The sequence below is a fragment of the Sphingomonas sp. SRI_018 genome, from assembly GCF_057586275.1.
The window spans coordinates 1378483-1403140 of record NZ_JBYCZO010000001.1 but is presented as its reverse complement, the minus strand read 5'-3'; the positions used below and the strand labels follow the sequence as shown (position 1 = coordinate 1403140).

General features: G+C 67.0%; 14 protein-coding genes. 7 read left to right on the top strand and 7 right to left on the bottom strand.

Annotated elements, in window-relative coordinates; translation table 11 throughout:
• The 6 genes from AC2YHA_RS06435 to AC2YHA_RS06410 all read right to left on the bottom strand — a co-directional run bounded on the left by AC2YHA_RS06435 (position 1) and on the right by AC2YHA_RS06410 (position 9829).
• Positions 1-1545: a carboxylesterase/lipase family protein gene (locus AC2YHA_RS06435; protein WP_487400806.1), complete on the bottom strand. Its 1545-nt coding sequence runs from the start codon at positions 1543-1545 to the stop codon at positions 1-3.
• On the bottom strand, positions 1542-2429 hold the full coding sequence (locus AC2YHA_RS06430) for a LysR substrate-binding domain-containing protein (RefSeq protein ID WP_487400805.1): 888 nt from the start codon (positions 2427-2429) through the stop codon (positions 1542-1544). Before AC2YHA_RS06430 ends, AC2YHA_RS06435 begins: the two co-directional genes overlap by 4 nt.
• Before the next feature lie 18 nt (positions 2430-2447).
• Positions 2448-3386 carry a 5-dehydro-4-deoxyglucarate dehydratase gene (gene kdgD / locus AC2YHA_RS06425; RefSeq protein ID WP_487400804.1) on the bottom strand — a complete coding sequence of 313 codons (939 nt, stop codon included), beginning with the start codon at positions 3384-3386 and terminating at the stop codon, positions 2448-2450.
• Between the two features lie 162 nt (positions 3387-3548).
• Positions 3549-6470 carry a TonB-dependent receptor gene (locus tag AC2YHA_RS06420; RefSeq protein WP_487400803.1) on the bottom strand — a complete coding sequence of 974 codons (2922 nt, stop codon included), beginning with the start codon at positions 6468-6470 and terminating at the stop codon, positions 3549-3551.
• A 219-nt stretch (positions 6471-6689) separates the two neighbouring features.
• Positions 6690-8084 (bottom strand): glycosyl hydrolase family 28 protein, encoded by a 1395-nt coding sequence (locus AC2YHA_RS06415; RefSeq protein ID WP_487400802.1) that lies wholly within the window; start codon positions 8082-8084, stop codon positions 6690-6692.
• Positions 8081-9829, bottom strand: coding sequence for a glycoside hydrolase family 43 protein (locus tag AC2YHA_RS06410; RefSeq protein ID WP_487400801.1), 1749 nt, complete (start codon positions 9827-9829; stop codon positions 8081-8083). Before AC2YHA_RS06410 ends, AC2YHA_RS06415 begins: the two co-directional genes overlap by 4 nt.
• Before the next feature lie 139 nt (positions 9830-9968).
• Here AC2YHA_RS06410 and AC2YHA_RS06405 point away from each other — a divergent pair, with 139 nt between their 5' ends.
• Positions 9969-11894, top strand: coding sequence for a glycoside hydrolase family 97 protein (locus AC2YHA_RS06405; protein ID WP_487400800.1), 1926 nt, complete (start codon positions 9969-9971; stop codon positions 11892-11894).
• Here AC2YHA_RS06405 and AC2YHA_RS06400 read toward each other — a convergent pair.
• The gene (locus AC2YHA_RS06400; RefSeq protein WP_233786342.1) at positions 11891-12907 is read right to left on the bottom strand and encodes a LacI family DNA-binding transcriptional regulator; all 1017 of its coding nucleotides are present in this window, start codon (positions 12905-12907) and stop codon (positions 11891-11893) included. The two genes, AC2YHA_RS06405 and AC2YHA_RS06400, sit on opposite strands and share 4 nt — an antisense overlap.
• Before the next feature lie 218 nt (positions 12908-13125).
• Between AC2YHA_RS06400 and AC2YHA_RS06395 the strand changes: the two genes are divergently transcribed.
• From AC2YHA_RS06395 to AC2YHA_RS06370, 6 genes are all read left to right on the top strand, one after another.
• Positions 13126-14418, top strand: a complete 1293-nt coding sequence (locus tag AC2YHA_RS06395; protein WP_487400799.1) for an oligosaccharide MFS transporter — start codon at positions 13126-13128, stop codon at positions 14416-14418.
• A complete protein-coding gene (locus AC2YHA_RS06390) occupies positions 14415-15590 on the top strand; it encodes a glycoside hydrolase family 88 protein (protein ID WP_487400798.1) in 1176 nt (391 codons plus the stop codon). Before AC2YHA_RS06395 ends, AC2YHA_RS06390 begins: the two co-directional genes overlap by 4 nt.
• A 448-nt stretch (positions 15591-16038) precedes the next feature.
• A complete protein-coding gene (locus AC2YHA_RS06385; protein WP_487400797.1) occupies positions 16039-18414 on the top strand; it encodes a glycosyl hydrolase 115 family protein in 2376 nt (791 codons plus the stop codon).
• Positions 18411-19586 carry an endo-1,4-beta-xylanase gene (locus AC2YHA_RS06380; protein ID WP_487400796.1) on the top strand — a complete coding sequence of 392 codons (1176 nt, stop codon included), beginning with the start codon at positions 18411-18413 and terminating at the stop codon, positions 19584-19586. Before AC2YHA_RS06385 ends, AC2YHA_RS06380 begins: the two co-directional genes overlap by 4 nt.
• Before the next feature lie 793 nt (positions 19587-20379).
• Positions 20380-23583 carry a TonB-dependent receptor gene (locus AC2YHA_RS06375; protein WP_487400795.1) on the top strand — a complete coding sequence of 1068 codons (3204 nt, stop codon included), beginning with the start codon at positions 20380-20382 and terminating at the stop codon, positions 23581-23583.
• Between the two features lie 21 nt (positions 23584-23604).
• On the top strand, positions 23605-24480 hold the full coding sequence (locus AC2YHA_RS06370) for a FadR/GntR family transcriptional regulator (protein ID WP_487400794.1): 876 nt from the start codon (positions 23605-23607) through the stop codon (positions 24478-24480).
• The last annotated feature ends 178 nt before the right edge of the window (positions 24481-24658 follow it).

Below are 24658 nucleotides of genomic sequence, written 5' to 3'. Positions count from 1 at the left end.
CTAGCCGCCGGGCTTGATGTAGGGCGCGACCGCGAACAGCAGTCGTTCCTCACGCCGCGGATCATTCTCCACCCGCACCTCGCGGTCGAAGATCATGGTCGGTCGCCGCTCCAGGTCGAAGCGGGGCCAGCTCGGAATGCTCGCGCAGTTCGGGTCGCCGGTGCGCGCGAAGGCAATGAAGGCGTCCGCCATCCGCCCCGCCAGCCGCCGCGCATCCGGGCCGTCGCCGGTGCGTGCGGCGGGCAATCGGGTGTTGTCGAAGACCAGGCCGATGTCGAGCGAGTGGAAGGCCCCCAGCACGCCGCCCGCATCCGGCGAGGGAAAGTCGAGCTGGTACATCCAGGTCGGTGCGCCGATCTTCGCCCGCTCTTCGGCCTGGATCAGATGCCCCGGCCATGACCGGCCGGCGGTGGAGGCGGCGAGCAGGATCTGGCCCGGCGTCTTCTCCGGATAGAGCTCGCGATAGCGGCGGATGACGTAGTCGGACGACAGGTCCTTCACCGTCTCGCGCGTCAGCCGGGCCGGCAGGTTCTCCCAGGTGGTATCGCCGCGCTTCAGCGTCTCGGCGAGCCATATTCCGGTCTCGTCATGGGTGTTGCCGACGATCAGCGGGATGTGCGCGGCTTCACGCGGGGCATCGGGGTAGAAGGGGTGGCGCGGCAGCACGCCATGGTCGAGCGTCGATACGAAGCTGATCTCGCTCTTGCCCTCGAGCGGGTCGGTCATCGCCATCGCTTCGACCAGGCGCTCGACCGGCATCGCCGCCAGCTCGGCGACGGTCCGTGCGCCGGCCTTGGCCATCCAGGCGCGGGCGCGTTCGGTGGCGTGGTTGGGGCCGGCGGCGGTGACGTGCTGGCCGCTCATCGTCGCCACGCGGTGGAACAGCGGTCGCGCCTCGGGCATCGCCATCAGCGTCACCGCCTTGGCGCCGCCGCCCGACTGGCCGAAGATCATCACCCGCCCCGGATCGCCGCCGAAGCCGGCGATGTTGTCCCGCACCCATTGCAGCGCGAGGACGAGGTCGAGATTGCCGACGTTCCCCGATTCCGCCGGGCCGCCCAGCGCGGCGAGATAGGCGTAGCCGAGCCCCGCCAGCCGGTGGTTGACCGTCACCACCACCACGTCGCCGCGGCGGACCAGCGCGCCGCCGTCGTAGAGCGGGTCGGAGCCCGAGCCGTGGCTGTGCGCGCCGCCGTGGAAATAGACCATCACCGGCCGCCGGCCGCGGTCGAGCGCGGGTGTCCAGACGTTGAGGAACAGGCAGTCCTCGCTGGTCGGCTCGTCCGCGCGCGTCTGCGGCGATGCGGGGCCGTAGCGGGTGGCGTCGGCGACGCCGGTCCATGGCGCGGGCGGCACGGCACGGCGGAAGCGGCGCGGACCTGTGTCGGCGCCGTAGCGGATGCCGCGGAACACCGTCACGCCGTCCTCGACCAGCCCGCGAACGCGGCCGGCGCGCGTGACCGCGATGGGGTCGCCTGCCAGGCGTATCGATCCCATCGCCGGCGCGGCCGCGAGGCCGGCCATGACGGTGCGGCGATCGATCATCCGGTGACCTCGCGACAAAGGTTGCGCATTGCCTCCAGCGCCGGATTGCTGTTGTCGCGCCGCCACGCCATGTGCAGCTCGACCGGCTGGGCGGGCGTGGTCCTGAGCTGGCGGAACTGGACGTCCATCAGATGCAGGCCCGATGCCGATTCCGGCACGATCGCCGCCGCCAGCCCGGCATGGACCAGCCCCAGCATCGAATGGATCTGCGTCACATGCTGCACATAGAGCGGCGACACGCCGGCCTCGTCGAACAGGCGGACCAGCATGGCGTGGAAGTATCCGGCGCCCTGGCGCGCGTACATGATGAGCGGCTCGTCGTCGAAATCGGCGAGCTCCAGCTCCGCCCGCGCCTGGCGGGGATCGCCGGCCGGGAGGGCGACCACCAGCGGCTCGTGCAGCACGCACAATGTGTCGAACTCGTGCCGGTCGACGGGCGGGCGGACGAAGCCGATATCGATGAGGCCGGTCAGCAGCGCCTCGACCTGGTCGGTCGTGACCATCTCCCTCAGCTCCAGCTCGATGTTGGGGAGCGTGGCGCGGGCCTGGGCGACGATCTGCGGCACCAGGCTGTAGCCCGAGACGGCGGTGAAGCCGATCGCGACCTTGCCCGCATCGCCCTTCGCGACGCGGCGGGCGGAGAGCTGCGCGCTTTCGGCGAGGCGGACGATCCGCTTGGCCTCGATCAGGAACACGCGGCCGGCGGGGGTCAGGCTGACCTGCCGGCTTGTGCGCTCCAGCAGCGTCACGTCGAGGATGCGCTCGAGCAGCTGGATCTGCCGGCTGAGCGGCGACTGGGTCATGTTGAGCCGCTGCGCCGCGCGGCCGAAGTGGAGCTCCTCGGCGGCGGCGACGAAGCAGCGGAGCTGGCTCAGTTCAAACATCGCGCCAGCCTAGTCACCTCATGCCGCGGCGGCGAGAGCCTGGGGCGCCGCACGCCGGATCAGCGATCGCAGTGTCTCATGCTCGGCCTCGGTGAGATCGGTCAGCGGCGGGCGGACCGGACCGGCGTCGCGGCCGACGATGCGCATCCCCGCCTTGACGATCGCCACGGCATAGCCGCGCCCCTGGTTACGGAGCGCGATGTAGGGGAGGACGAACTCGCGCAGTCGATCGAGGACTGTTGTCTGATCCTTCGCCAGCACCGCCTTGTAGAAGGCGAGGGCCCACTCCGGCATGAAGTTGAAGATCGCCGACGAATATGTCGTGACACCCATGGTGAGATAGGGGGTCGCGAAGGTCTCGGCGGTGGGGAGGCCGCCGATATAGGTCAGCCGGTCGCCCATGCGGGCGAAGATGCGCGTCATCAGCTCGATGTCGCCGACACCGTCCTTGAACCCGACGAGATTGGGGTTACGCTCGCACAGGCGAGCCAGGGTCTCATCGTCGACCACGGCGTTGTCGCGGTTGTAGACGATGACGCCGAGGCCGGTCGCCTTGCACACCGCCTCGATATGCGCGGCGAGCCCTTCCTGCTTCGAGCCGACCAGATAGGGCGGCAGCAGCAGCAGCCCGTCGGCGCCCGCCTTCTCGGCGTCGCGCGCGATGCCGGTGGCGATGGCGGTGCCGTAGCCGCAGCCCGAGATCACCGGCAGGCGGCCGTTGGCCTCGGCGACGGCGGCGGAGACCACGGCCGCGATCTCGTCCGGCGTCAGCGAGAAGAACTCGCCGGTGCCGCCCGCCGCGAACAGGCCGGCCAGGTCATGTTCGAGCATCCACGAGCAGTGCGCGCGATAGGCGTCCTCGACGAAGCGACCCTCCGCGTCGAAATGGGTGACGGGAAAGGAAAGCAGTCCGCTCCCCAGCCGCTTTGCCATTTCCTGGGGAGCCATCGTCGTCATGCCAGCCGTTCCTTCCGAACAGGGCGCGTTCCGCTGCCCGTCTTCCGGTCGGTTGGTAAGATGGAGGCGTTCGGGCGTCCAAGCCAAAGGCGCTATCGATCGATGCGCGTCTTGGCTGGATAGAGCCGAGCTGGCGTGGAGGCCAGCCCGGCGGAGAATGTCTCAGCTTCCGAAGCGGTAGCGCAGCGTCACGCTGAAGTTGCGGCCGTTGACGAAATGCTGGCGCTCGATGCCGGTCGCCAGCGCCGGTTCGCCGACATAGCGGTTGGCGGCGGCGTTGGTGAGGTTCTCGGCGCTGAACGACAGCGAGAAGTTCGCCGGCAGGTTGAAGGTGACCGACGCGTCGAGCAGGCCGAAGTTGTCGATGTAGCGGCCGTCGATCGGGTTCCCAGCGACGCCGAACAGGATCGCCTTGGACCGGTAGGTGTAGACGATGCGGGCAGACAGGAAGCTGTCCTCGTAGAGTCCCGAGGCGGTCCAGTTGTATTTGGAGGTGAAGGGCTGCGGCGTATCGGTCAGCTGGCCGTTGAGCGTCAGCGGGTTCTTGGTGTCGACGTAGGTGAAGGATCCGGCCACGCCGAACTTGTGCAGGAAATCCGGCAGGAAGGGATAGTCGAAGAAGGTCTGGCCGGAGATTTCGACGCCCTTGGCGTCCCCGGTCGCGGCGTTGACGGTCTGAGTGATGAAATACTGGCCGCCGGTGCAGCCGTTGGGCAGGGTGCCGGTATAGGGCGGGAAGGTCGCCACCGTCTCGCAGTTGGAGATGCCGCTGAAGAAGCCCTTGATCCGCTTGTAGAAGAAGGCGGCGGCGACATAGTTCACCGACGAGAAATAATGTTCGAGCGAGACGTCGTAGCTGTCGGCACGCTGCGGCTTGAGCTCGGAATTGCCGCGGCTGCCGAGGCCGGTGTTGGTGTCGACGGTGATGGTCGGATTGAGCGCGTCGACGCTCGGCCGGGTGATCCCCTTGCCGTAACCGAGGCGCACGATCGTCTTCGGCGTCACATACCAGGCGAGATTGGCGGTCGGCAGCACGTCCCAATAGGAGCTGCTCGTCTCGTTGGGGACGATGACGATCGGTGCACCGGGCGCGCTCTGGGAGTTCACCATCGCCCGTGCGAACGTCTCGGTCCTGACCGCGCGCACGCCGATGTTGCCGCGAATCTTGTCGTCGAGGAAGCCATAGTCGGCGACCGCGTAGCCGGCATAGGTGCGCTCGCGGATGAAGCGCCGGGCGAGCAGGTTCTCGGCAAGGTTGTCCTCGGGCAGGATTCCCGCGTTCGGGAAGCGCGCGCGGACATTGTCGCCGAGCAGCGCATCGGGCGAGAAGACCAGATAGCCGCCCGAATAGCCCATCTTGCCGTTCATGAAGTTGGTCGGCGAGTTCTCGAACAGATCCGGCACGGCGGTGACGGGAATGGCGTTGGACTGGTTGGCGGCGAGCGGAAGGCCGTCGGTGGTCAGGTTGCGGCCGCTGAACGAATAGTTGCGGTAGCGATCCTCGAGCACCGAATAGCGCACGCCGACCTTGATCGCCTTGATCGGCGAATCGTCGAACCGGTAGCGCAGGTCGAGTGCCGCCGCGCCGGCCACATCGTCCCACGCCTGGTTGGTGCCGTTGGCGTAGTTGTTGAGCACCCAGGTCGAGGGGCTCGCCAGATCGGGCCCGGAAATGCCGAGCTGCGCCGGGCTGGTGGTGAGATCGCGGGTCACGTCCCAGGTCAGGCCGCTCCGCGCCGAAAGAGTGACGGCGCGGTTGTCGGTGCTGCGGTCGGCCTTGACGTAGGAATAGTCGAAATGGGCATCGAAATGCGGCGTCACCTGCCAGCGCACGCCGCCGGCGATCAGCCAGGTGGTATAGTCGCTCTTCTCATCGCCGCCGATCGAGGTGGCGCCCGATCCCAGGAAGGTGCCGGTGGCAAGACGGGTGCCGGACAGCAGCTCGTTGGCACCGCCGTTGGCGTTGCGGTTGGCGAGCGCCTCGTCGATGGCGAAAGGGACGGTGGTCAGGTTCTGGACGTATCGCGAATTGGCGATGTTCAGGAACCGATAGTTCTGATGGTACTGGTAGTAATTGTAGTTGCCGTCGACGTAGAATTCGAGGTCCGGCGTCGGCTTGTACTGGAACGCGCCGTTCAATCCCTTGCGGGTGCGCATATAGTCTTCCTGGAAGATATTATGCGCTTCGGTGACGGTCGAGACCAGGTTGGCGCGCTGGGCCTCCGGTAGGGCGAGCGGATTGGCGACGTCGGCCAGATAGACGACGTCCGACCGGCCGACATAGGCGGGATTCAGGTTGAGGCCGGTGCCGATGTTGGAAGCATATTCTGCGCTGTCGCCGCTGATCGCGCGCCGGATCGAGGTGCCGCCGCCGGCCGGATTGTTGTCGCCGCGGTTGAAGCTGCGCGAATAGGAGCCGGCGAGCAGCAGTCCCATCTCGCCGTCGCCGACCTTCCAGCGGGTCGAGCCGAGCGCGAACAGCTCCGGCTGCACCTTCTTGCCCAGGTCGTTGTACCGCCCGCCGACCGAGGCGGAGAGGGCGGTGCCCTTGAAATCGAACGGTCGGCGCGTGCGGATGTCGACGAGACCGCCGATGCCGCCCTCGATATGTTCGGCGGACGGGTTCTTGTAGACGTCGATCCCGGCGACCATGCCTGGGCTCGCCCCTTCCACGTTGAACTCGCGGCCGCCGGCGGTGATGTAGGCGCGGCCGTCGACCCGTGATGCGGTCTGGCCCGAGAGGCCGCGGATGGTGAGGCCGCTGCCCTGGCCGACAGGGGAGGCGGATTCGCCGCCGAAGCGATAGGCCTGGACGCCCGGCACGCGTGAGAGCGTCGCGGCGACATTGTTGTCGGGCAGCTTGCCGATGTCGTCGGCGGTGATCGAGTCCACCACCTCCAGCGTGTTCTTCTTGCGCAGCGCGGAGGACTGGAGGCTCTCGCGGATGCCGGTGACGATGATCTCCTGCTCGGCGGTAGCGTCGGGAGCTGCCGTTTCCGGCTGCTGCGTGGCCTGCTGGCCCCAGGCGGGTACGGCTGCGGTGGTGCAGAGGAGCACCGAGGCGAATTTCGTGAAACTCTTCATCATCCCCTCCCTCGTTCGGCGGCACCGGCGATGACGCAGGTGGTACCGCGTCCCGTCGCCGATCGTCCTCACCGGGCGAATCGTGCCCCGATATGTTATCGGTAGCAGAAGCATCTGTTATCGATCACATAAACGTTGTGCAATAGGGATTCTGCTGTAGCTCGCCGATTTGGGTAGCAGGGGAGGTGGTGCGCTCGTCGCTGTCAGCGGATGAGCCCGCTATTTGACTGTCAGGCCCTCGACGAACTGGCCGACGTCAATGTCGGACCTGCGCAGCGGGGCGCCGCCGACCGTCACATTCTCGATCGTCACCCCGCGCACGATCCGGTCGGCGGAATAACCCGCGATCACTGGCCGGTTGATGTCGCCGCCCTTGAAGCGGACGTTGCGGATCGTCACGTCCTCGATCCCGCGGCCGGGCGCGTGGCTGTACTTGGGATTGAAGAGCACGCGGAAGTTGAACAGCATCCCTTCCTCGATGCTGTCGATGCGGATGTCCTCGAACCGCACGTTGCGGACGAGATTGTTGTCGCTGTTCGAGATCGCCATCACGCCCTGATAGTCGCGCTCGTCCTCGTCATGGCCGAGCACGTCGATGTTGCGAAAGACGAGGTTCTCCAGAACCTCCGGCGCCTCGGCATTGCCATGGAGGCCGATGTTGATCGGATGCGCGATGTCCGCCCACAGAATGGAGTTGGTGACGAGATAGTTGCGCGCGTCGCCGCGATAGTCCCACCGCGATCCGTAGATCGCGATGGTGTCGTCCGAATTGCGCATGAACACGCCGTCGATCCGCACGTCGGAGCAGCTCATGAAATCGAGCCCGTCGCTCCAGCTCGATGCGCTGAACGACTTGACGTCGCGGATGGTGACGTTCGAGGACTGGCCGCACGCCACTGTGTAGTGATTGGGGTCGATGAAGATCGGGCCGTCGATCGTCACGTTGCGCGAATGGGCGATGGTGATGCCCTGCTCCGGGCGGTCGATGATGCCATGGCCGATCACGCGGACGTTCTCGGCGTCGCGAATCTCGATATTGCCCTGCACCAGCGCACCGCCCGCGACCACGACCGTGGTGTTGGAGGGGATACGGAAGCTCTTCTGCCCCTCCGGCAGCGGGTGAACGCCCGGACCGAAATAGACGACGCCGGGGCCGGGCGGCGGCAGCTCCGGCTCGGGCGCGTCGGCGAAGAGGTGGAGATTGTGGAGCCGGTCGCCGTCGAACTCGATCGACAGTTTCGCCGGCCGGTCGAGCCGGAAATAGGCGGTGTTGCCCACCAGCCGCGCCTTGACGCCTGCGGATGTGGGCCGCACCTCGACGCGCCGGACATCGCCGTTGTTCTTCTTGACCGAGACCTCCACCGGCCCGGCCATGTCGAACGCCACCATCGAGGCATCCTGCGGCCGGTCGAGATCGACCTTGACGTCATATTCGTAGAGGTCCTGCCATTCGCCGCCCGGCACCCGGACGCGCACGGTGAAATCGTCGTTGAGATGGGTCCAGAACGCCTTGCCGGCCGGCGGCGCGTGGATGCGCAGCGTCTGGCTCTGCGCCGACGCGGGAAGTGCCGCGAGCGTGAGGAGGAGAGCAGGGGCAAGGCAGAGCCGGGTCATCGCGTGATCCTGAGCCAGTCGAAATCGGCATGGCCGACGGTGGTGGCGATGCTGGCGGGCGTGCCGTCCTGCGCCTGGGCGAACAACCCGATCTGCGCGCCGACCCAGCGGCCGGGGCGGCTCTCGAAAGCCTCGCCGAGCGGGACGAAGCGGATGCCGTCGAGGCTGTAGCTGAAGCGGACGCGCATGTGCGTCTCGCGCAGCATCGACGGCCAATAGGGGGTGAAGTCCGGCGGTCCGACGCGGGTCGTCACCGGCGCCGCCTCCAGCCGCAACCAGACTCGGCCGTCCGGGGCGAGCGGTCCCGAAGTCCGCTGTTCGGGAGGCGACGGCTCGATCCCGTCGCGCCGGCCCTGGACGAGGCGGAGCGCATCGCCCTGGCGTTCGATTCCGATCCACGCATAGCGCTGGCCGAGCATGGCCAGCCCGGCGCGCTCCCCGGATCGCAGTGGCTGGAAGTGCATCAACGTCGTGGCGGTGAACGCCTCCCCTGGTAGCTTCTGCGACAACAGGTTGCCTGCTTCATAGAGATTGGCCGATCCGCTGACCGACTTGAGGCGGAGCTGTCCGTCGGCAAGCGTCAGCCAGTCGGCGTCCGGGTTGCTGTTCCACTGCCAGGCGAGCGACAAGGGGCCGGCGAACTCGTCGTCGGCGACCGGCGCCGTGCGCGGCTGGGCCGGGCCCATGGGTTTGCGGTGTCGCGCGACCGGTTCGCCGCGGCCGTCGCCGTCGGGATCGGCGCCGATCACCGGCCAGCCGTTCCGCCACGCCATCGGCTGGAGATGGACGACGCGGCCATAGCTGTCGCGGTCTTGGAAATGGAGGAACCAGTCCTCGCCGGACGGCGTCGTCACCCAGGCGCCCTGGTGCGGGCCGTTGACGTCGGTCGTGCCTTGGTCGAGCACGTTGCGCCCCTCATAGGGCCCCTCGATCCGCCGGCTGCGGAACACGCCCTGCCAGCCGCCCTTCACGCTGCCGGAGGGTACGAGGACATAATACCAGCCGTCGCGCTTGTAGAGCTTGGGGCCCTCGGTCGTCTGCCACGGCCGCAGTCCCACGCTGGTCGCGACCGGGGGCAGCGCGTCGCCGTCGATGATCGTCCGCACCTCGCCCACCGTCCTGCCGCCGTCGGGGTCGAGCCGCTTGAGCACGATCAGATTGGCCTTGCCTGCGCGGCTGCGGGCGAAGGCGTGGACCAGCCAGCCGGTGCCGTCCTCGTCCCAGAAGGGGGCTGGGTCGATCGCGCCCCTGGTCGCATCGACCAGTTCGGGCGCGGACCACGGGCCCCGCGGGTCGGTGGCGGTCACCCGGAAGATGCCGAAATCGGGATCGGGGTAGTAGATCATGAAGCGTCCGCCGTGATGGCGGATCGCCGGCGCCCAGACGCCGCCGCCGCGGCGTGGCGTGCGGAAATGCGCCTCCGGCGTCAGCTCGGGCAGGGCGTGGCCGATGATCGTCCAGTTCACCAGATCGCGCGAGTGGAGGATCGGCAGCCCCGGCACATTCGCGAAGGACGATGCGGTGAGATAATAATCGTCGCCGACGCGGACCACGTCCGGGTCCGAATAGTCCCCGATGAGCACCGGATTGCGATAGGTGCCGTCGCCCTGGTCGGCGAACCAGCGGCCGTCCTCGATCCGGTCGGATGCGGAGGCCGTCAGCAGCGCGCAGCAACACGCCAGCAGGACATGCGCTCCGCGCCGTCGCCACGCGGGAATCGAGCCTCGTTCCGCGGATTTTGCCATCGACCCCCTCCGACCGTGCTTGCTCTTCGATATGGTTCTGTTATCGATACCAGTATGCGACCCGCCCCGGGCGAGCGCAAGAAGATTGTGGAGGAGAGGAGTGGAAGGAACGCGAAGCGGCATTCGTCGGCGCGAGCTGATGTCGGGAGCGCTGGCCGCCGCAGGCGTCGGCAGCCTGGCACCTGCGCATGCCGCGGGGCGGGCACCGCTGGAGGCGCGCTCCCCCAACGGCGCCATCGTCGTCCGCCTCGATCCGCCGAGCGGCCCCGGCGACTTTCCCCGTTGGTCGGCGAGCTTCGGCGGCAAGCCCATCTTCGAGTCCTCCCGCCTGGCGCTGGTGCTGTCCGATGGACGGCTGCTGGGACCGGGAGCGGTGCTGACCAGCCATCGCGTACACGCCCATAGCGAGCAATGGCGCCCTCCCTATGGCATTGCCGAAAGCTATGACGCGAGCCGCAACCTGCTCGAGGCTCGCTTCGAGGATCGGGAGCGCGGCATTGCCTTCAGTATCGTCCTGGCCGCGCATGATGACGGCGTTGCAGTGCGCTATGTGCTGCACGAGGCGCCGGGCGGCCGGCTGGCGCTGGGCGGTGAGGCGACCGAGCTCTGCTTTCCCGCGGGCGCCCGGGTGTGGAGCAGCCGCGACGAAGGCGAGTATCAGGTCTCGGCGCCGGGGGACATCGCCCCGGTGCCGCATCCCGACCTCACCCGGAGCACCGATCAGGGACCGCTCGCCGATCCGCCGCTCCACGTTGCGACGCGGGAAGGACTGGCGCTTTGCGTCTGCGAGTCCGATCGGTTGCACTATCCGCGGATGATGGTGCGGAGCGCCGGCCGTGACACCATCGCCACGCATCTCATGCGCTTCCCCGGCCGCGCGACCGGCTATTCGGGACCGGGCGATACCCATGCGGCGCCGGTCTTCACCGTCGAGACCCCGTTCGAGACACCGTGGCGGGTCGTTCTTGTCGCGGCGGAATCCGCCAAGCTGATCGAGAAGGCCGGGCTGATCCCGTCGCTCGCCACGCCCAACCGGCTCGGCAACGTCTCCTGGGTCCGTCCCGGCCGCGCCTTACGTATCCGCAAGCCCTACACGACCGAGCGCGCGCTTGCCTGCGTCGACTTCGCCGCGCGCCGCAAGCTCGATTTCGTCGAGTTCGACGCCCATTGGTACGGCGACGGCACCGACCCGAGCGATGCGACCGTGCCGATCGCCGGGCTCGACATGGCGCGGATCATCGCGGCGGCGAAGGGCAGGGGGATCGGCATGATCCTCTACGTCGATCGCGTGCCGGCGATGCGGCAGCTCGATGCGATCCTCGCCACCTATCGCGACTGGGGCGTGGCGGGGATCAAGTTCGGCTTCGTCTGGGAAGGGCGGCAGGAGGACGTCGATTTCATCTACGACCTCGTCCGCCGCTGCGGCGAGCACCGGCTGCTCGTCAACCTTCACGACAATCTGCGGCCGGCGGGGCTCGAGCGGACGCTGCCCAACTATGTCGCGCTCGAAGGGGTGCGAGGCAACGAGCAGTTCCCGACCGCACGGCACAACGTGACCTTGCCGTTCACGCGCGCGCTGGGCGGACCGATCGACTACACGATCTGCTACGCCCACGAACGCAACCAGACCACCAACGCGCATCAGCTCGCGATGGCGGCGGTTTACTATAACCCGCTCACCTTCCTCTATTGGTACGACGAGCCGGCGAAATATGACGCCGGCGGCTGGCCCGAGCTGCGCTGGTTCGACGAATGTCCCACGAGTTGGCACGAGACCCGGGCTCTTGCCGGCGCGGTCGGCGAATATGTCGCGGTCGCGCGCCGCCACGGTGCACGCTGGTTCCTGGGGGCGATGACTAATGAGGAGGCGAGGGTGCTGACGGTGCCGCTCGATTTCCTGGGCGCGGGGCGGTGGCGCGCGCAGATCTTCGCCGATGGGCCGCCCGCGGCGCAGGCCCGGCAGACGCCGGTCGTGGTCCGAGAGGTGTTGGTGACGGCCGGTGACAGGCTCGATCTCGCGCTTGCCCCGTCCGGCGGCCAGGCGATCCTGTTCGAGCGTGGCTAGGCGGATCGTTCCGGCGCGGGGCCGATCGAATCGCGTTCGACGAGCGTCAGCATCTCGCGCACATGCCGCGGCGAAGGGGAGGTGCCGGCACGGACCTCGCGGACCTGATCGCTGAGCATCGCCACCGCCGTCGCCGCCATGTCCGCGATCGGCTGGCGGATGGTGGTGAGCTCGGGCCAGATGGTCGAGGCGATCGGCGCGTCGTCGAAGCCGGCGATGCTGAGGTCGCGCGGCACGGTGAGGCCCATGCCCTGCGCGACCGCCGAGACCGCCGCTGCCATGTCGTCGTTGCTCGCGAAGATCGCGGTAGGGCGTGGCGAGGCGGCGAGCAGCAGCCGGGCGGCATCGAGCCCGGACTTGTAGGTGAACAGGCCCGGTGCGATCCATTCGGGCTTGATGGTGATACCGGCGCCGGCGAGCGCCGCGCGATAACCCTGTTCGCGGCGCTGCGAGGGCGAATGCCGGGGATCGCCCTGGATGAAGCCGATCGCGCGATGCCCCGCCGCGATCAGGTGGCGCGTCATGTCGAATGCGCCCTTGTAGTCGTCGACCACGATCGCCGCGATGCCCTCGCGCGGCTTGGCCGTCGCGAAGGCGAGCGGCAGCACGCCGGCCTGCTCGACCCGTTCCAGGACCAGCGCCGAATCGCACAGCGGCGGCGGCAGGATGACGCCCCCGATCCCCGCCTCGATCAGCCGCTCGAGGCCGTCGAGCGCTTCCTCCTCGGTCACGCCCGGCTCGATCAGGAACTGGCAGCCGCTGGTGCCGCTCTGGCGGAAGGCGCCCATCAGAAAGGCGGCGAGGTTCGACGAGCTCGGATTGCTGTAGAGCGCGCCGATGCGGACGTCGCGCTTCAGGCTGCGCGCGGTGAGGTTGGGCGAGTAATTGAGGGCGCGGATCGCCGCCTCGACCTTCTCCCGCATGTCCTTGCTGACGTATCTGGCGCCGTTGATGACGCGTGAGACCGTCATCGACGAGACGCCGGCATGGCGGGCGACGTCGTGGATGGTCACGGTCGCGCGCCTGGGCGTTCCGCCGGGCTCTCGGTCGTCGCTCGCCGCCATGTTCTTGCTTTCGCTGAGCCCCGCGATATCCTGTCGTACCGATCGCGGAAGCGAGCCGGCTATCTGATATCGATAACAGCTTTCCCGGGCGGGTCAATCTCGGGCCTTGCCACCGATGATTCGGCAGGCGTATATGATATCGATAACAGATTCGAGAGGGTCCGGACGTGTCCGAAACGAGGCGCAATTATGTAGTGCTCAGCGCCTTCCTCTTCTGTTTCTTCTTCGCCCAGGCGATGGCGATGTCGCTGCTGTCGATCTGGCTCACCCGCACGCTGGGGCTGAACGGTGTCGAGGCGGGGACGGTCTTCTCGGCCAATTTCATCGGCGCGATGTGCGCGCAGCCGCTCTACGGATATCTCTCCGACCGGATGGGGTTCCGCAAGGCGGTGCCGGCGGGCATCGCGCTGCTGGTCGTCATGGCGGGGCTGTTCTTCACCTTCGCCTATGCGCCGCTATTGCGCTGGAACATCGTCGTCGGCGCGGTCGCTGGCGGCATCTATCTCGGCGTCACCTTCATCGCCGGCAGCTATGCTCTCGAAAGCTATGTCGACCGCGTCGGGCGGCGGTACGGGTTCGAATATAGCCGGGTGCGGCTGTGGGGCTCGCTGGGCTTCGCGACCGCGGCGGCTTTCTCCGGGCGCCTCTACAACCTCGATCCCGGCATCAACTTCTTCCTGGCGAGCGCGGCCGGGCTGCTGCTGCTGCCGATCCTGGCATTTGCCCGGATCGATCCCGATCCCGGGCAGCAGGCGGCGGCGGACCGGCTCACGCCTGCCCAGTCCGCCGCCCTGCTTACCCAGCCCAAGTTCTGGGGATTCATGGTGCTGATCCTCGGCGTGACCAACCTCTATCTGGTCTACGATCAACAGTTCCCCTTCTATTTCTCCTCGCTGTTCCCGACGCCCGAGGCCGGCAACGCCATGTTCGGCTATCTCAACTCGGCGCAGATCTTCGTCGAGGCCGCGGGTATGTTCGCCGCGCCCTTTCTCGTGCGGCGGATCGGTGCGACGCGGGGGCTGATGCTGGCGACGGCGATCATGATCGTGCGCATCGCCGGTTCCGGCCTCGCCGCCGGGCCGCTCGCCATCTCGGCATGCAAGATGCTGCATGCGATCGAACTGCCGATCCTGGCGGTCTCGCTCTTCCGCTACATCGCCTATCATTTCGAGGCGCGGCACGCCTCGACCGTCTATATGGTGGGCGTCAGCTTCGGCCATTCGCTGGGGCTTGCCGTCCTGTCGCCGATCGCGGGCATGGGCTATGACCTGATCGGCTTCCAGAACACCTATTTCGCCATCGCCGGCCTCGCGCTGCTGTTCTGGGTCGCGTCCTGGTTCGCGCTGTCGCCGACGCCGCCTGAACGGGCGGGAAGGGCGAGGGGCCGAGGCATACCTGCTGCGGGGCTAGATCCGGCCGGCAGCGGCGATGTCGCACCGCTGGGATCGGCGGCGCGATGACGGCGAACGACACGTCGGCCGCGCTGCTGCCGCCGACCCAGCCCACGCCCGAACAGGTCGATGCGTTGATCGTGGCTGCGCTTGCGCGGCTCGACCGCACGATGCCGCAGTTCGTCGACCATTTCCCCGCGCCGTCGAGCGAAAGCGGGGTCTATGCGCCGATCGACAATGTCGAATGGACCAACGGCTTCTGGACCGGGATGCTGTGGCTCGCCTGGGAGCTGACCGGCGAGGTGCGCTATCGGCTGGCGGCGGAACGGGACGTCCTGTCCTTCGCCGATCGCGTGGAGCGGCGGATCAACGTCGATCATCACGACCTCGGCTTCCTCTACACGCTCTCGGCTTGTGCGGCGCACCGGCTGACGGGAAGCGAGATTGGCCGCACTGCTGGGCTCGATGCCGCCAGGCTGCTGCTCGCGCGGTTCGATCCGGTCGCGGATGTCATCCAGGCCTGGGGCGACATGCGCGATCCGGCGCAGCGCGGGCGGATGATCATCGACTGCAACCTCAACCTGCCGCTGCTGTTCTGGGCAGGGCGCGAAACGCTCGATCCGGCCTTCGCCGAGGCCGCGCACCGTCACCTCGCCCAGGCCGCGCGGCTGCTCGTTCGGCCCGATGCCTCGACCTATCACACCTATTATGTCGACACGGCGACCGGCCAACCGCGCTTCGGCAGCACCCATCAGGGCCATTCGGACGAAAGCTGCTGGGCGCGGGGTCAGGCCTGGGGCATCTACGGTTTCGCGCTCGGCGGGCTGCACACTGGCGACGACAGCTATTTCGAGCTCGCAGCCCGGCTCGCCGACTATTTCCTCGCCCGGCTGCCGAGCGACGGCATCTGCTGCTGGGATCTGATCTTCACCGGAGACGGCGAGGCGCCGCGCGACAGCTCCGCGGCGGCGATCGCGGCCTGCGGGCTGCTCGAGCTGGTCAAGGCGCTGCCGCTCTCCGATCCCCGTCGCGAGAGCTATGCCGGGTGGGCGTGGCGAATCGTCGAGCGGCTGGGCACGGCCTATGTCGCGCCGCTCGAGGGCTCCAATGCGCTGCTGCTCCATGCGGTCTACCACATGCCGAACGGCGCCGGCGTCGACGAGGCCTGCATCTGGGGCGACTATTTTTATCTGGAGGCGCTGGTCCGCTTGCGGCAGGTCTGGGTTCCCTACTGGTCCTAGCATTCGGGCCGACTCATCCGACGCCGACGGAACGGAGAAGTCTCACTGGTCAATCCAGTGGGAAGTAATGTGCCTGATTCGAGTGTGAGTTGACCGTCGCCCGCCCCAAATGGTAGCGCTACCTTAAATGGTGCACCACTCATGGTGCAATCACCGGAGGGGAACGATAGTGGCCGAGGTCAGGCGTCCGTTGTGTGATTGGCTGCCCGTGCGAGGGCTGGCGGCGCTTGCGTTTCTTTTCGGAGCCTTGTTCGGGCCACCAGCGCTCGCCTGTACCGCGCCGATGACGCCTTGTGGTGCTTCCGGGGCCGGCAGTTTCGCGCTTATTCGGAATGGGCAGCCGGCGCCGGTCTACGTCGATGCCGGCGCGGACCCGGCGATCACACGGGTCGCGAGGAGCTTCGCCGGGGACCTGCAGCGCGTCGGTGGTCGTGGGAGCGGTGGGGCCGTGCTGAACGACCTGCGGCTGGCCAAGGGACAGGTCGTGATCATCGGCGCGATCGGCACCAGCCCGGTCATCGACCGCCTTGCCGCGGAAGGGAAGCTGGCGACCTCCGATCTCCGCGGGCGATGGGAAGCCTATCGCCAGGTGGTGGTGGAGCGGCCGCTGCCGAACATCCCGCGGGCGCTGGTGATCGTGGGGTCCGACCGTCGCGGCGCCGTGTTCGGGGCTTATGACCTTTCCGCGAAGATCGGCGTCAATCCCTGGAACTGGTGGGCGGATATCCCGGTCCGCAAGCGTGACGATCTCTTTCTTACGGCCGGTTCGCACACCGATCAGCCGAAGGTCCGCTACCGCGGCTTTTTCATCAACGACGAGGATCCGGCATTCAGCGGCTGGGCGAAGAAGACGTTCGGCGGCCTGAACTCAGCGATGTACGAGCATGTGTTCGAGCTCGTCCTCAGGATGAAGGGCAATTATCTCTGGCCGGCGATGTGGGGGAAGGCATTCGCCGTCGACGATCCGCGGAACCAGGCGCTCGCCGATCAGATGGGGGTGGTGATGGGGACCTCCCACCACGAGCCGATGATGCGGGCACAGGCCGAATGGCACCGTGACACCGGCAGCGGCGTTACCGGCGGCAAATGGGATTATGCGCAGAACGGCGCCAACCTCCGCGCCTTCTGGCGTGGGGCGATCGAGCGGATGGCGTCCAAGCCCGGCGGCGGGACCTACGAAAGCCTGGTGACGATCGGGATGCGCGGCGACGGCGACGAGCCGATGGCCGAGGGCACCGCGACGCGTCTTCTGGAAACCATCGTCGCCGATCAGCGCAGGATCATCGCCGACGTGACCGGCAAGCCCGCCGAGCGGACGCCGCAGGTGTGGGCGCTGTATAAGGAGGTGCAGGACTATTACGACGACGGGATGACCGTCCCGGATGACGTCATCCTGCTGTTCTGCGATGACAATTGGGGGCAGATCAGAAGGCTGCCGGAGAAGCCGGATCGACGCGCGGGCGGTTACGGCGTCTATTACCATTTCGACTATGTCGGCGCTCCACGAAACTACAAGTGGATCAACACCAATCAGATAGAGAAGACCTGGCAGCAGATGGACCTCGCCTATCGGCGAGGCGCGCGCAGCCTGTGGATCGTCAACGTCGGCGACATCAAGCCGATGGAGTTCCCGCTGCAGTTCTTCATGGACATGGCCTGGGACCCGGAAGCGATGACGCCCGCGGCGCTCGCGGCCTATCCGGAGCGGTGGGCCGCCGCCGCATTCGGCCCCGACCATGCGCAGGCGATCGGGCGGATGGTGACGCGCTACGGACAGCTCGCCGCACGGCGCAAGCCGGAGCTCATCGACGCGGCGAGCTTCGATCTCGGGCCGGCGTCGGGCAAGACGCTCGACGGCGGCGAATTCGGCGCGATGGTCGCCGAATGGGATGCGCTGGAGCGGGAGATGCTGGCGGTGAAGGCCTCGCTGCCGCCCGAGCAGCGCGACGCCTATTTCCAGCTGGTCGAGCATCCGATCGCCGCGCTCGGCAATCTCTACCGCCTCTATTATGCGGTGGCGTGGAACCGGCGGCTGGCTGCGGCCGGGGACGTTAGGGCCAACGCCTTCGCCGACATGGCCGAGGCTGCGTACCGGCGCGACGGGCAACTGACCCACGACTATCATGCTCTCGCCGGCGGCAAGTGGGACAGGATGATGTCCCAGATCCATATCGGCTACACGAACTGGCAGCAGCCCGATACACAGAAGATGCCGGAGGTGGTCCGCGTGCCCGGCGGCGCGCCCGTCCAGGTTCCGACGATCGGGCGATCGGAAGCCGGCGCCGATCCGGGGATCGTCGCGATCGAGGCCCCGGACTTCAGCCGGGCCGTCAACGGGAAAGGGCTGACCTGGACCGTCATTCCGCATCTCGGACGGACGCTTGGATCGGTAGTGGCCTTGCCGCAGGGGCGGCCCGCGAGCGGCTTCGGCGATGGCGTGCGGCTCGAATATGATGTCGACCTGCGGCAGGCGGGCGACGGGCAGGTGCTGCTCTATCTGGTCCCGACCCTCGACACGCACGGTGGGAAGGGGCTCAGGATCGGCGTCTCCGTCGACGACGGTCCGCCGCAGACGCTGACCTTCAATCCGGTGCCGGCGGCCGGCGGCGCGCGTTCGACGGAGGAGCGAGCCTGGGTCGAGGCAGTCAAAGACAACGCCGTCACCGTCAGCGCCAGATTTCCCGCGCTGTCGGCCGGACGGCATCGCGTCAGGATCTGGCGCCTGGACGACAATGTGGTCCTCCAGAAGCTGGTGATCGCCACCCGTCCCGTTCCGCCGTCCTATCTGGGGCCGGTGCCCACCGCCGCTTCGGTGCGCAAGTGAGCGCGCCGATAGCTCCGCTGCTGAGCCGGCGTGACGTGATCGCCGGCTGTGCCGCGCTGGGGCTCGCCACCGCGGCGGATGCTGCGGGCGAGCCGGGCCTGGCAGAGGTCGCCGCGCGCCGCGGCATCCTGTTCGGGTCGGCAGTCGCCTGGGGAGGGCAGGGGAGCGATACCGGCTCCTTCGCCAATCCGCGCTATGCCGCCCTGCTCGAGCGCGATTGCGCGGTGCTGGTGCCCGAGAACGAGCTGAAGTGGCAGGCCACGCGGCCCGGGCCGCACCTTTTCGACTTCGCGCGCATGGATGCGATCGCCGACTATGCGATGGATCATCATATGCGCCTTCGCGGCCATACGTTGTTCTGGGTGCCGCCGCAGTGGTACCCGGACTGGCTGCGCGACCATGATTTCGGGAGCCGCCCCGCGCAAGCGGCCGAGGCGATGCTGATCGAGCATGTGCGGACGGTCTGCGGCCGATACGGCAGCCGCATCTTCTCCTACGACGTGGTCAACGAGGCGATCCAGCCGGAGACCGGGGCGATCCGCGATACCGTCGTGACCAAAGCGCTCGGCGGCGAGGCGATGCTCGACCTCCTGTTCCACAGCGCCCGCGCCGAGGCGCCGCACGCACAGCTGGTCTACAACGACTATATGAGCTGGGAGCGGGGCACCGAGGACGAGAGCCATATCCGGGGTGTGCTCAAGCTGCTCGAGGGGTTTCGCAAGCGGAACACGCCGGTCGACGCATTGGGTGTCCAGTCGCATATCCGGCTGCTCAAATCCGATCCGGTTGCGGCCATCGTCAAGGAATCGGCGGGGCCGTGGCGCCGCTTTCTGGACGAGGTCGTCGCGATGGGCTTCGACCTCGTCATCACCGAATTCGACGTCAACGACCGGAAGGCGCCGGCCGACATCGCCGCGCGGGACGGCGCGGTCGCGGACTATGCGCGGGCCTATCTCGACATCATGTTCAGCTATCCTCAGCTGCGCGAGATGCTCGTCTGGGGCCTGAGCGATCGCTATAGCTGGCTGGAAGGCTTCGATCCGCGCGCCGACAAGCTGCCCAAGCGCGGCCTGCCCTATGATCGGGAATTCCGCGCCAAGCCGCTCCGCTCCGCCATCGCCCGCGCGCTTGCGGGAGCGCCCCGGCGGGAACCGCTGAGGCCGGCGGGCTGACCCTGGACGACCAGCTGAACTATTCGAGGCCGGTTGCCGATGGCAGGCGCTGGTCTCAGGGCTCGGGACAGGCTTCGGAAAGCCGCAGAAAACCGTCGAAGGTCACGAAAGTCACGGGTAGATGGGGCCCGATCCGGATGGCGCATCCGGTATCAGGACACCCGAAAATGTTGACTAAATTGACTCAGGCATGTGTGCACGAGCCGGTCCGCTCGGAACGCTACATGAAAGCGACGGATAAGCGACGCGGACACAACGACGACGCGACACCTGCGCGACACTCACGCGACGGCAACGCGACACTGGCGCGACGCCTACGCGACATGGACAAGATCGACGGGATCAAAGAGCAGCCCGACGCTCGCGCGGCCCGGACCGGAGCAGCCAAGCAGGCGAAATCCTACATTGCAAGCGGCGGTGACGGTTGTGTCTCATTCAGATTGAAGCAGTGTCAGTGCTCCTGCGAAGGGAAACCCAGGCTGTAGTGCGGCGCACATAATCCAAGGCTCCTGCCTTCGCAGGAGCACGTTCCTGTTCATTCGGCGGACTCCAAAGCCGTCCGCAAATAAGAAGTTTGATATCGATATCACTGATTCCCCGCCTGTATCGCGACATGCGGCAAGGCGCTCCCGCTTAATCTTCCTCCATTTCAAGCCTCAAGCCTTCGGAAGGCCGTCGCTCGCACGCGATGGTATCGCTCCCATTTTTTGATTGACACAAGAGGTCAGGCCACTAGCCTGACCACAAAGAGAAGGTGAGGCACCCAATCGCTTCACGAATAGGGAGAGGGGACATGAGGCCGAAAGGGATCGACGGCAATTCTGTGCGCATCGCGTGGCTGTCCGGGACGGCTTTGGCGATGGCGCTGGTGGTCATGCCAATTGCGGCGAATGCGCAATCTGCGGCACCGTCAGGGAGCACGCCCCAGGAACGCGTGGCCAGCCCGGCATCCCCGCCGGCACCGCCCGCGCAATATCAGGCTGCGCCGGGGGATGCGTCCGACTCCGAGAACCGGGCCGACGACATCATCGTCACCGGCTATGCGAGGTCGCTCGAGGATTCGGCGAACGCGAAGAAGAACGCCACCAACTTCACCGATTCGATCTTCGCCGAGGACATCGGCAAGTTCCCCGACCTCAACCTCGCCGAATCGCTGCAGCGCCTGCCGGGCGTGCAGATCGATCGCGATACGTCGGGCGAGGGGACCTACATCAACGTGCGCGGCCTCAGCGCGGGCTTCACCGTGCTGACGGTCAACGGCTTCGCGATCAGCACCTCGGCCAACGGCTCCAACGAGGGCCGCGGGTCGAGCCTCGACATCCTGCCGTCGGAGCTGTTCCGCCGCCTGACGCTCAGCAAGTCGCCGATCGCCAGCGCCGTCGAGGGCGGCACCGCCGGATCGGTCGACATGCAGCCGATCGGTCCGTTCGACCGGAAGGGCTTCCACGTCAGCATCCAGGCGCAGGGCTCGTATCAGGACGCCGACAAGACCACGACCCCGCGCATCGCCGGGATCGTCAGCAACACGTTCATGGATACGCCGATCGGCGACTTCGGCATCGTCGTCGCCGGCGCCTATGCCAAGCGCAACTATCGCAGCGAGATCTTCAACACCGTCGGCTATACGACGATGAGCCTCGGGTCGGCCTGTCCCACTACGCGTGCGGGCTGCAACTCGCTGACGATCGATCCGAGCAGCCTTCCCGCCAACAACGTCGACAACCGGACGTCGGGCTATGGCGGCGGCGGCGGCGCCACGCTGACCCGCGTGCCGAGCAACGTGCCGCCCGAGCTCGGCCTGCCCGCCGCGGGGTCGCCGCTCGTCCAGTGCGGGAACGGCGTGCCGGGCGGTACGTCGGGCATGTCGTGCCAGGACCTGAGCTATGTGATCGTCCCGCGCCTCGTGCGTGCGGAGCAGGTCGTCGGCTCGCGGGACCGGAAGGCCGGTATGCTCAATTTCGAGTGGCGGCCGGTCGATGGTGTGAGCCTCAGGATCGATTCGATCCTGAGCGAGTCGAACAATAATTTCGGCCAGCACGACGTGATGATGGTCGTGCGCAGCTACAACAACAACATCCCGATCGACTTCGAGGCGGACGAGAACAACGTCCTCACCTCGGGCACCTTCGGCAATGCCTATTTCCTCAACCAGAGCACCGACGCCCAGACCTATACGCGGCTGTTCTACCGTTCCGCGCAGCTGGATTGGGAGATCAACAAGGACTTCCGCGTCTCGGTCGCCGGCATGGTCAACACCGGCAAGTTCAAGAATGATTCGCTGCAATACACGCTGCAGTCGGCGCCGGGGCAGGTGCAGCCGGTCGTCTACGCGCCCGGGCAGACCGCGCCGGCCGGCGGCGGTCCTGCATCGAACCTCACGCCGCTGAACACCGGGCAATATGTCAATTACAGCTACACCCCGGGCGACCTCACGCCCCGGATCTCGTCGAACATCGACCTGGCGAACTACACCGGCTGGTACTGGAACAGCATCCAGATCGCGCCGAACCGGCAGGACCTGAAGCAGAAGGCCGGCCGCATCGACTTCGCCGGCGGCGACGCCAACCGCTTCCAGGTGTCGGCGGGCATGATGGTGTCGAGCTTCGAGCGGAACATCACCAGCTGGAACGTTTCCGATTGCGCGTTCCGCAACAACTGCACGTCGCAGTTCACGTCGCAGGAGACCTCGGTGCTCGGCGCGGTGCCGAACTCTGCGATCCCGCAGTTCCTGACCAACCTGCCGGCGAGCGGCCTGTTCAAGAATGCGCCGTTCGACGCGGGCTTCAACGGCGGCTGGCAGGTCCTCGACTTCGCCAAGATGCGCAATGCGGTCGATTTCGATTATTACATCAACCAGACCAATCCGGGCGACCAGCCGGGCAATTATCTCAACACCTATTCGCCGCGGGTGCTGACCGAGGATACCTGGTCGAACTATCTGATGGTCGACGGCCGGCAGGACGTCTTCGGCGGCGAGCTGCGCTACAATGCCGGCGTGCGCTACACCCGCACGACCCAGACCGTCGCCGGCATCGTCAACGACTTCCTGGTGGGCGGCGGCACGCGGACCGCACCCTTTACCAAGAGCAGCGGTTCCAAATGGCTGCCGAGCGCCAATTTCGCCTATCTGGCGACGAACTCGCTGGTGTTCCGCGGCGCCGCCGCGCGGACCGTGACGCGGCCCAATCCGCAGGACCTGGCGCCGACCTTCGGCCTCAGCCTGGACGGCGACGTCTTCACGAGGGGCAACCCCAGCCTGCGTCCCTTCTATGCCGACAATTTCGATGTCGGCATCGAATGGTATCCGCGGTCCAGGACCGTGCTGACGTTCAACCTGTGGTGGAAGAACGTCCACGACTATCCCGCGACGATCGACACCGCGACGCCGTTCGCCGAGACCGGCCTCGTCTTCAGCCGCCTGAGCCAGCGTCAGCAGACCGGCATCAGCAACCTCGGCAACGGCGACCCGAACGCAGCGCGCATCATCGTGCGCCAGAAACTCAACTCGGACGTCACGGTGAACCTGTTCGGGCAGGAGTTCCAGTGGATCCAGCCGCTCGACTTCCTGGTGAAGGGGGTCGGCTTCAATGCGAACGTGACGCATATCTCGCAGAAGCTGTCGGGCACGGTGCCCAAGAACTTCAATCCCAAGTCGCTGATCGCAGGGCTCGCGCCGTGGACCTACAACGGCACGATCTATTACGAGACCAAGGGCGGGTTCTCCGCGCGGCTTTCCTACACGCACCGCGACGAGAATCTGAACACCGTCTGCCCGTGCAACAACGTGCCCGGCGATCTCTACTCGATCGCGACGGACTATATGGATGCGCAGATCAGCTTTCCGCTGCCGTGGTACACCAACCTCAAGATCACGCTCCAGGCGCAGAACCTGCTCCAGCAGGTCCAGCTGAACCGGTACGAGAACCGTGAATCCCAGCCGGACGGCGCGACCTATGCCGGCCGCAATTTCCTGATCGGCGCGCGGCTCAATTTCTGAACCCTCCTCGGGCGGCGCGCTTTGCGGCGCGCCGCCGCTTTTTTGGGAGGTAGTCGAGAGAGATTGGCGTTATCCGTTTCTGGCACTGATCAGAGCGGCTATACCGCACCGAAACGACGGGAGCGGTGCGTGCGCCAGGAACGGCTTTACGAGCATGTGAAGAAGGAAATCGCCGCGAAGATCGCGGCGCACGAATATCCGGTGGGGTCGAAACTCCCCTCCGAGCGATTGCTCTCGCAGGCCTATGCGGTGTCCCGGCCGACCATCCGCGAGGCGCTCATCGCGCTCGAGCTGGACGGCCAGGTGGAGGTCCGTCACGGTTACGGCATCATCGTCACCTCCGCCTCGCCGGCGGGCGGCAAGGCCAATGAGGCCGATGTCGGGCCGTTCGAGCTGCTGGAGGCGCGGCGGGCGATCGAGGCGGAGACCTGCGCCCTCGCGGCCCAGCACGCGGATGCCGAGGATGTGAGGGCGCTGGAAGCGCTTCTCGATGAGATGGTCTCGACGCTTGGGGATTTTCCGACGTGCGAAGACGCGGATCGGCGCTTCCACCTCGCGATCGCCAGAGCGTCGCGCAACAGCGCGTTCGAGGCGGTGGTCGAGCAATTGTGGGACATGCGCGACCGATCGGCGCAGTATCGGCTGGTGACGGAGAAGGCGCGGGCGGCCGGGGTCGCTCCCGTGGTCGAGGAGCATCGTCAGATTCTCGCGGCGATAACGTCGGGCGACCCGGACCAGGCGCGGGCATGCATGCGAAGCCACATCAACCGGGTACTGCGCGACCTGCTGCACGCGACCGAAGTTCATGAGATCGAGCAGGTGCGGGCGCGCCTCATGGCCGATCGCCGCCGCTATGCGGATTCGCTTGAAGAGGCGGTTGACCTGCCCGAGCGGTGATCCGGCGGCATTGGGGAGGCTCGGGAGGTTCACGCGGCTGATCATCGTCGGGGCGGCACGGACAAGGCCGGCAGCTCCAGCGGACGCGCGTTGCCTTGCCGGGCTGCGACGCTGTGGCTCACCACGCCTGTGCACTGGAGTGTCGAAGGGTGTCCGTTAGCCGCGCGGCAGCGGCGTT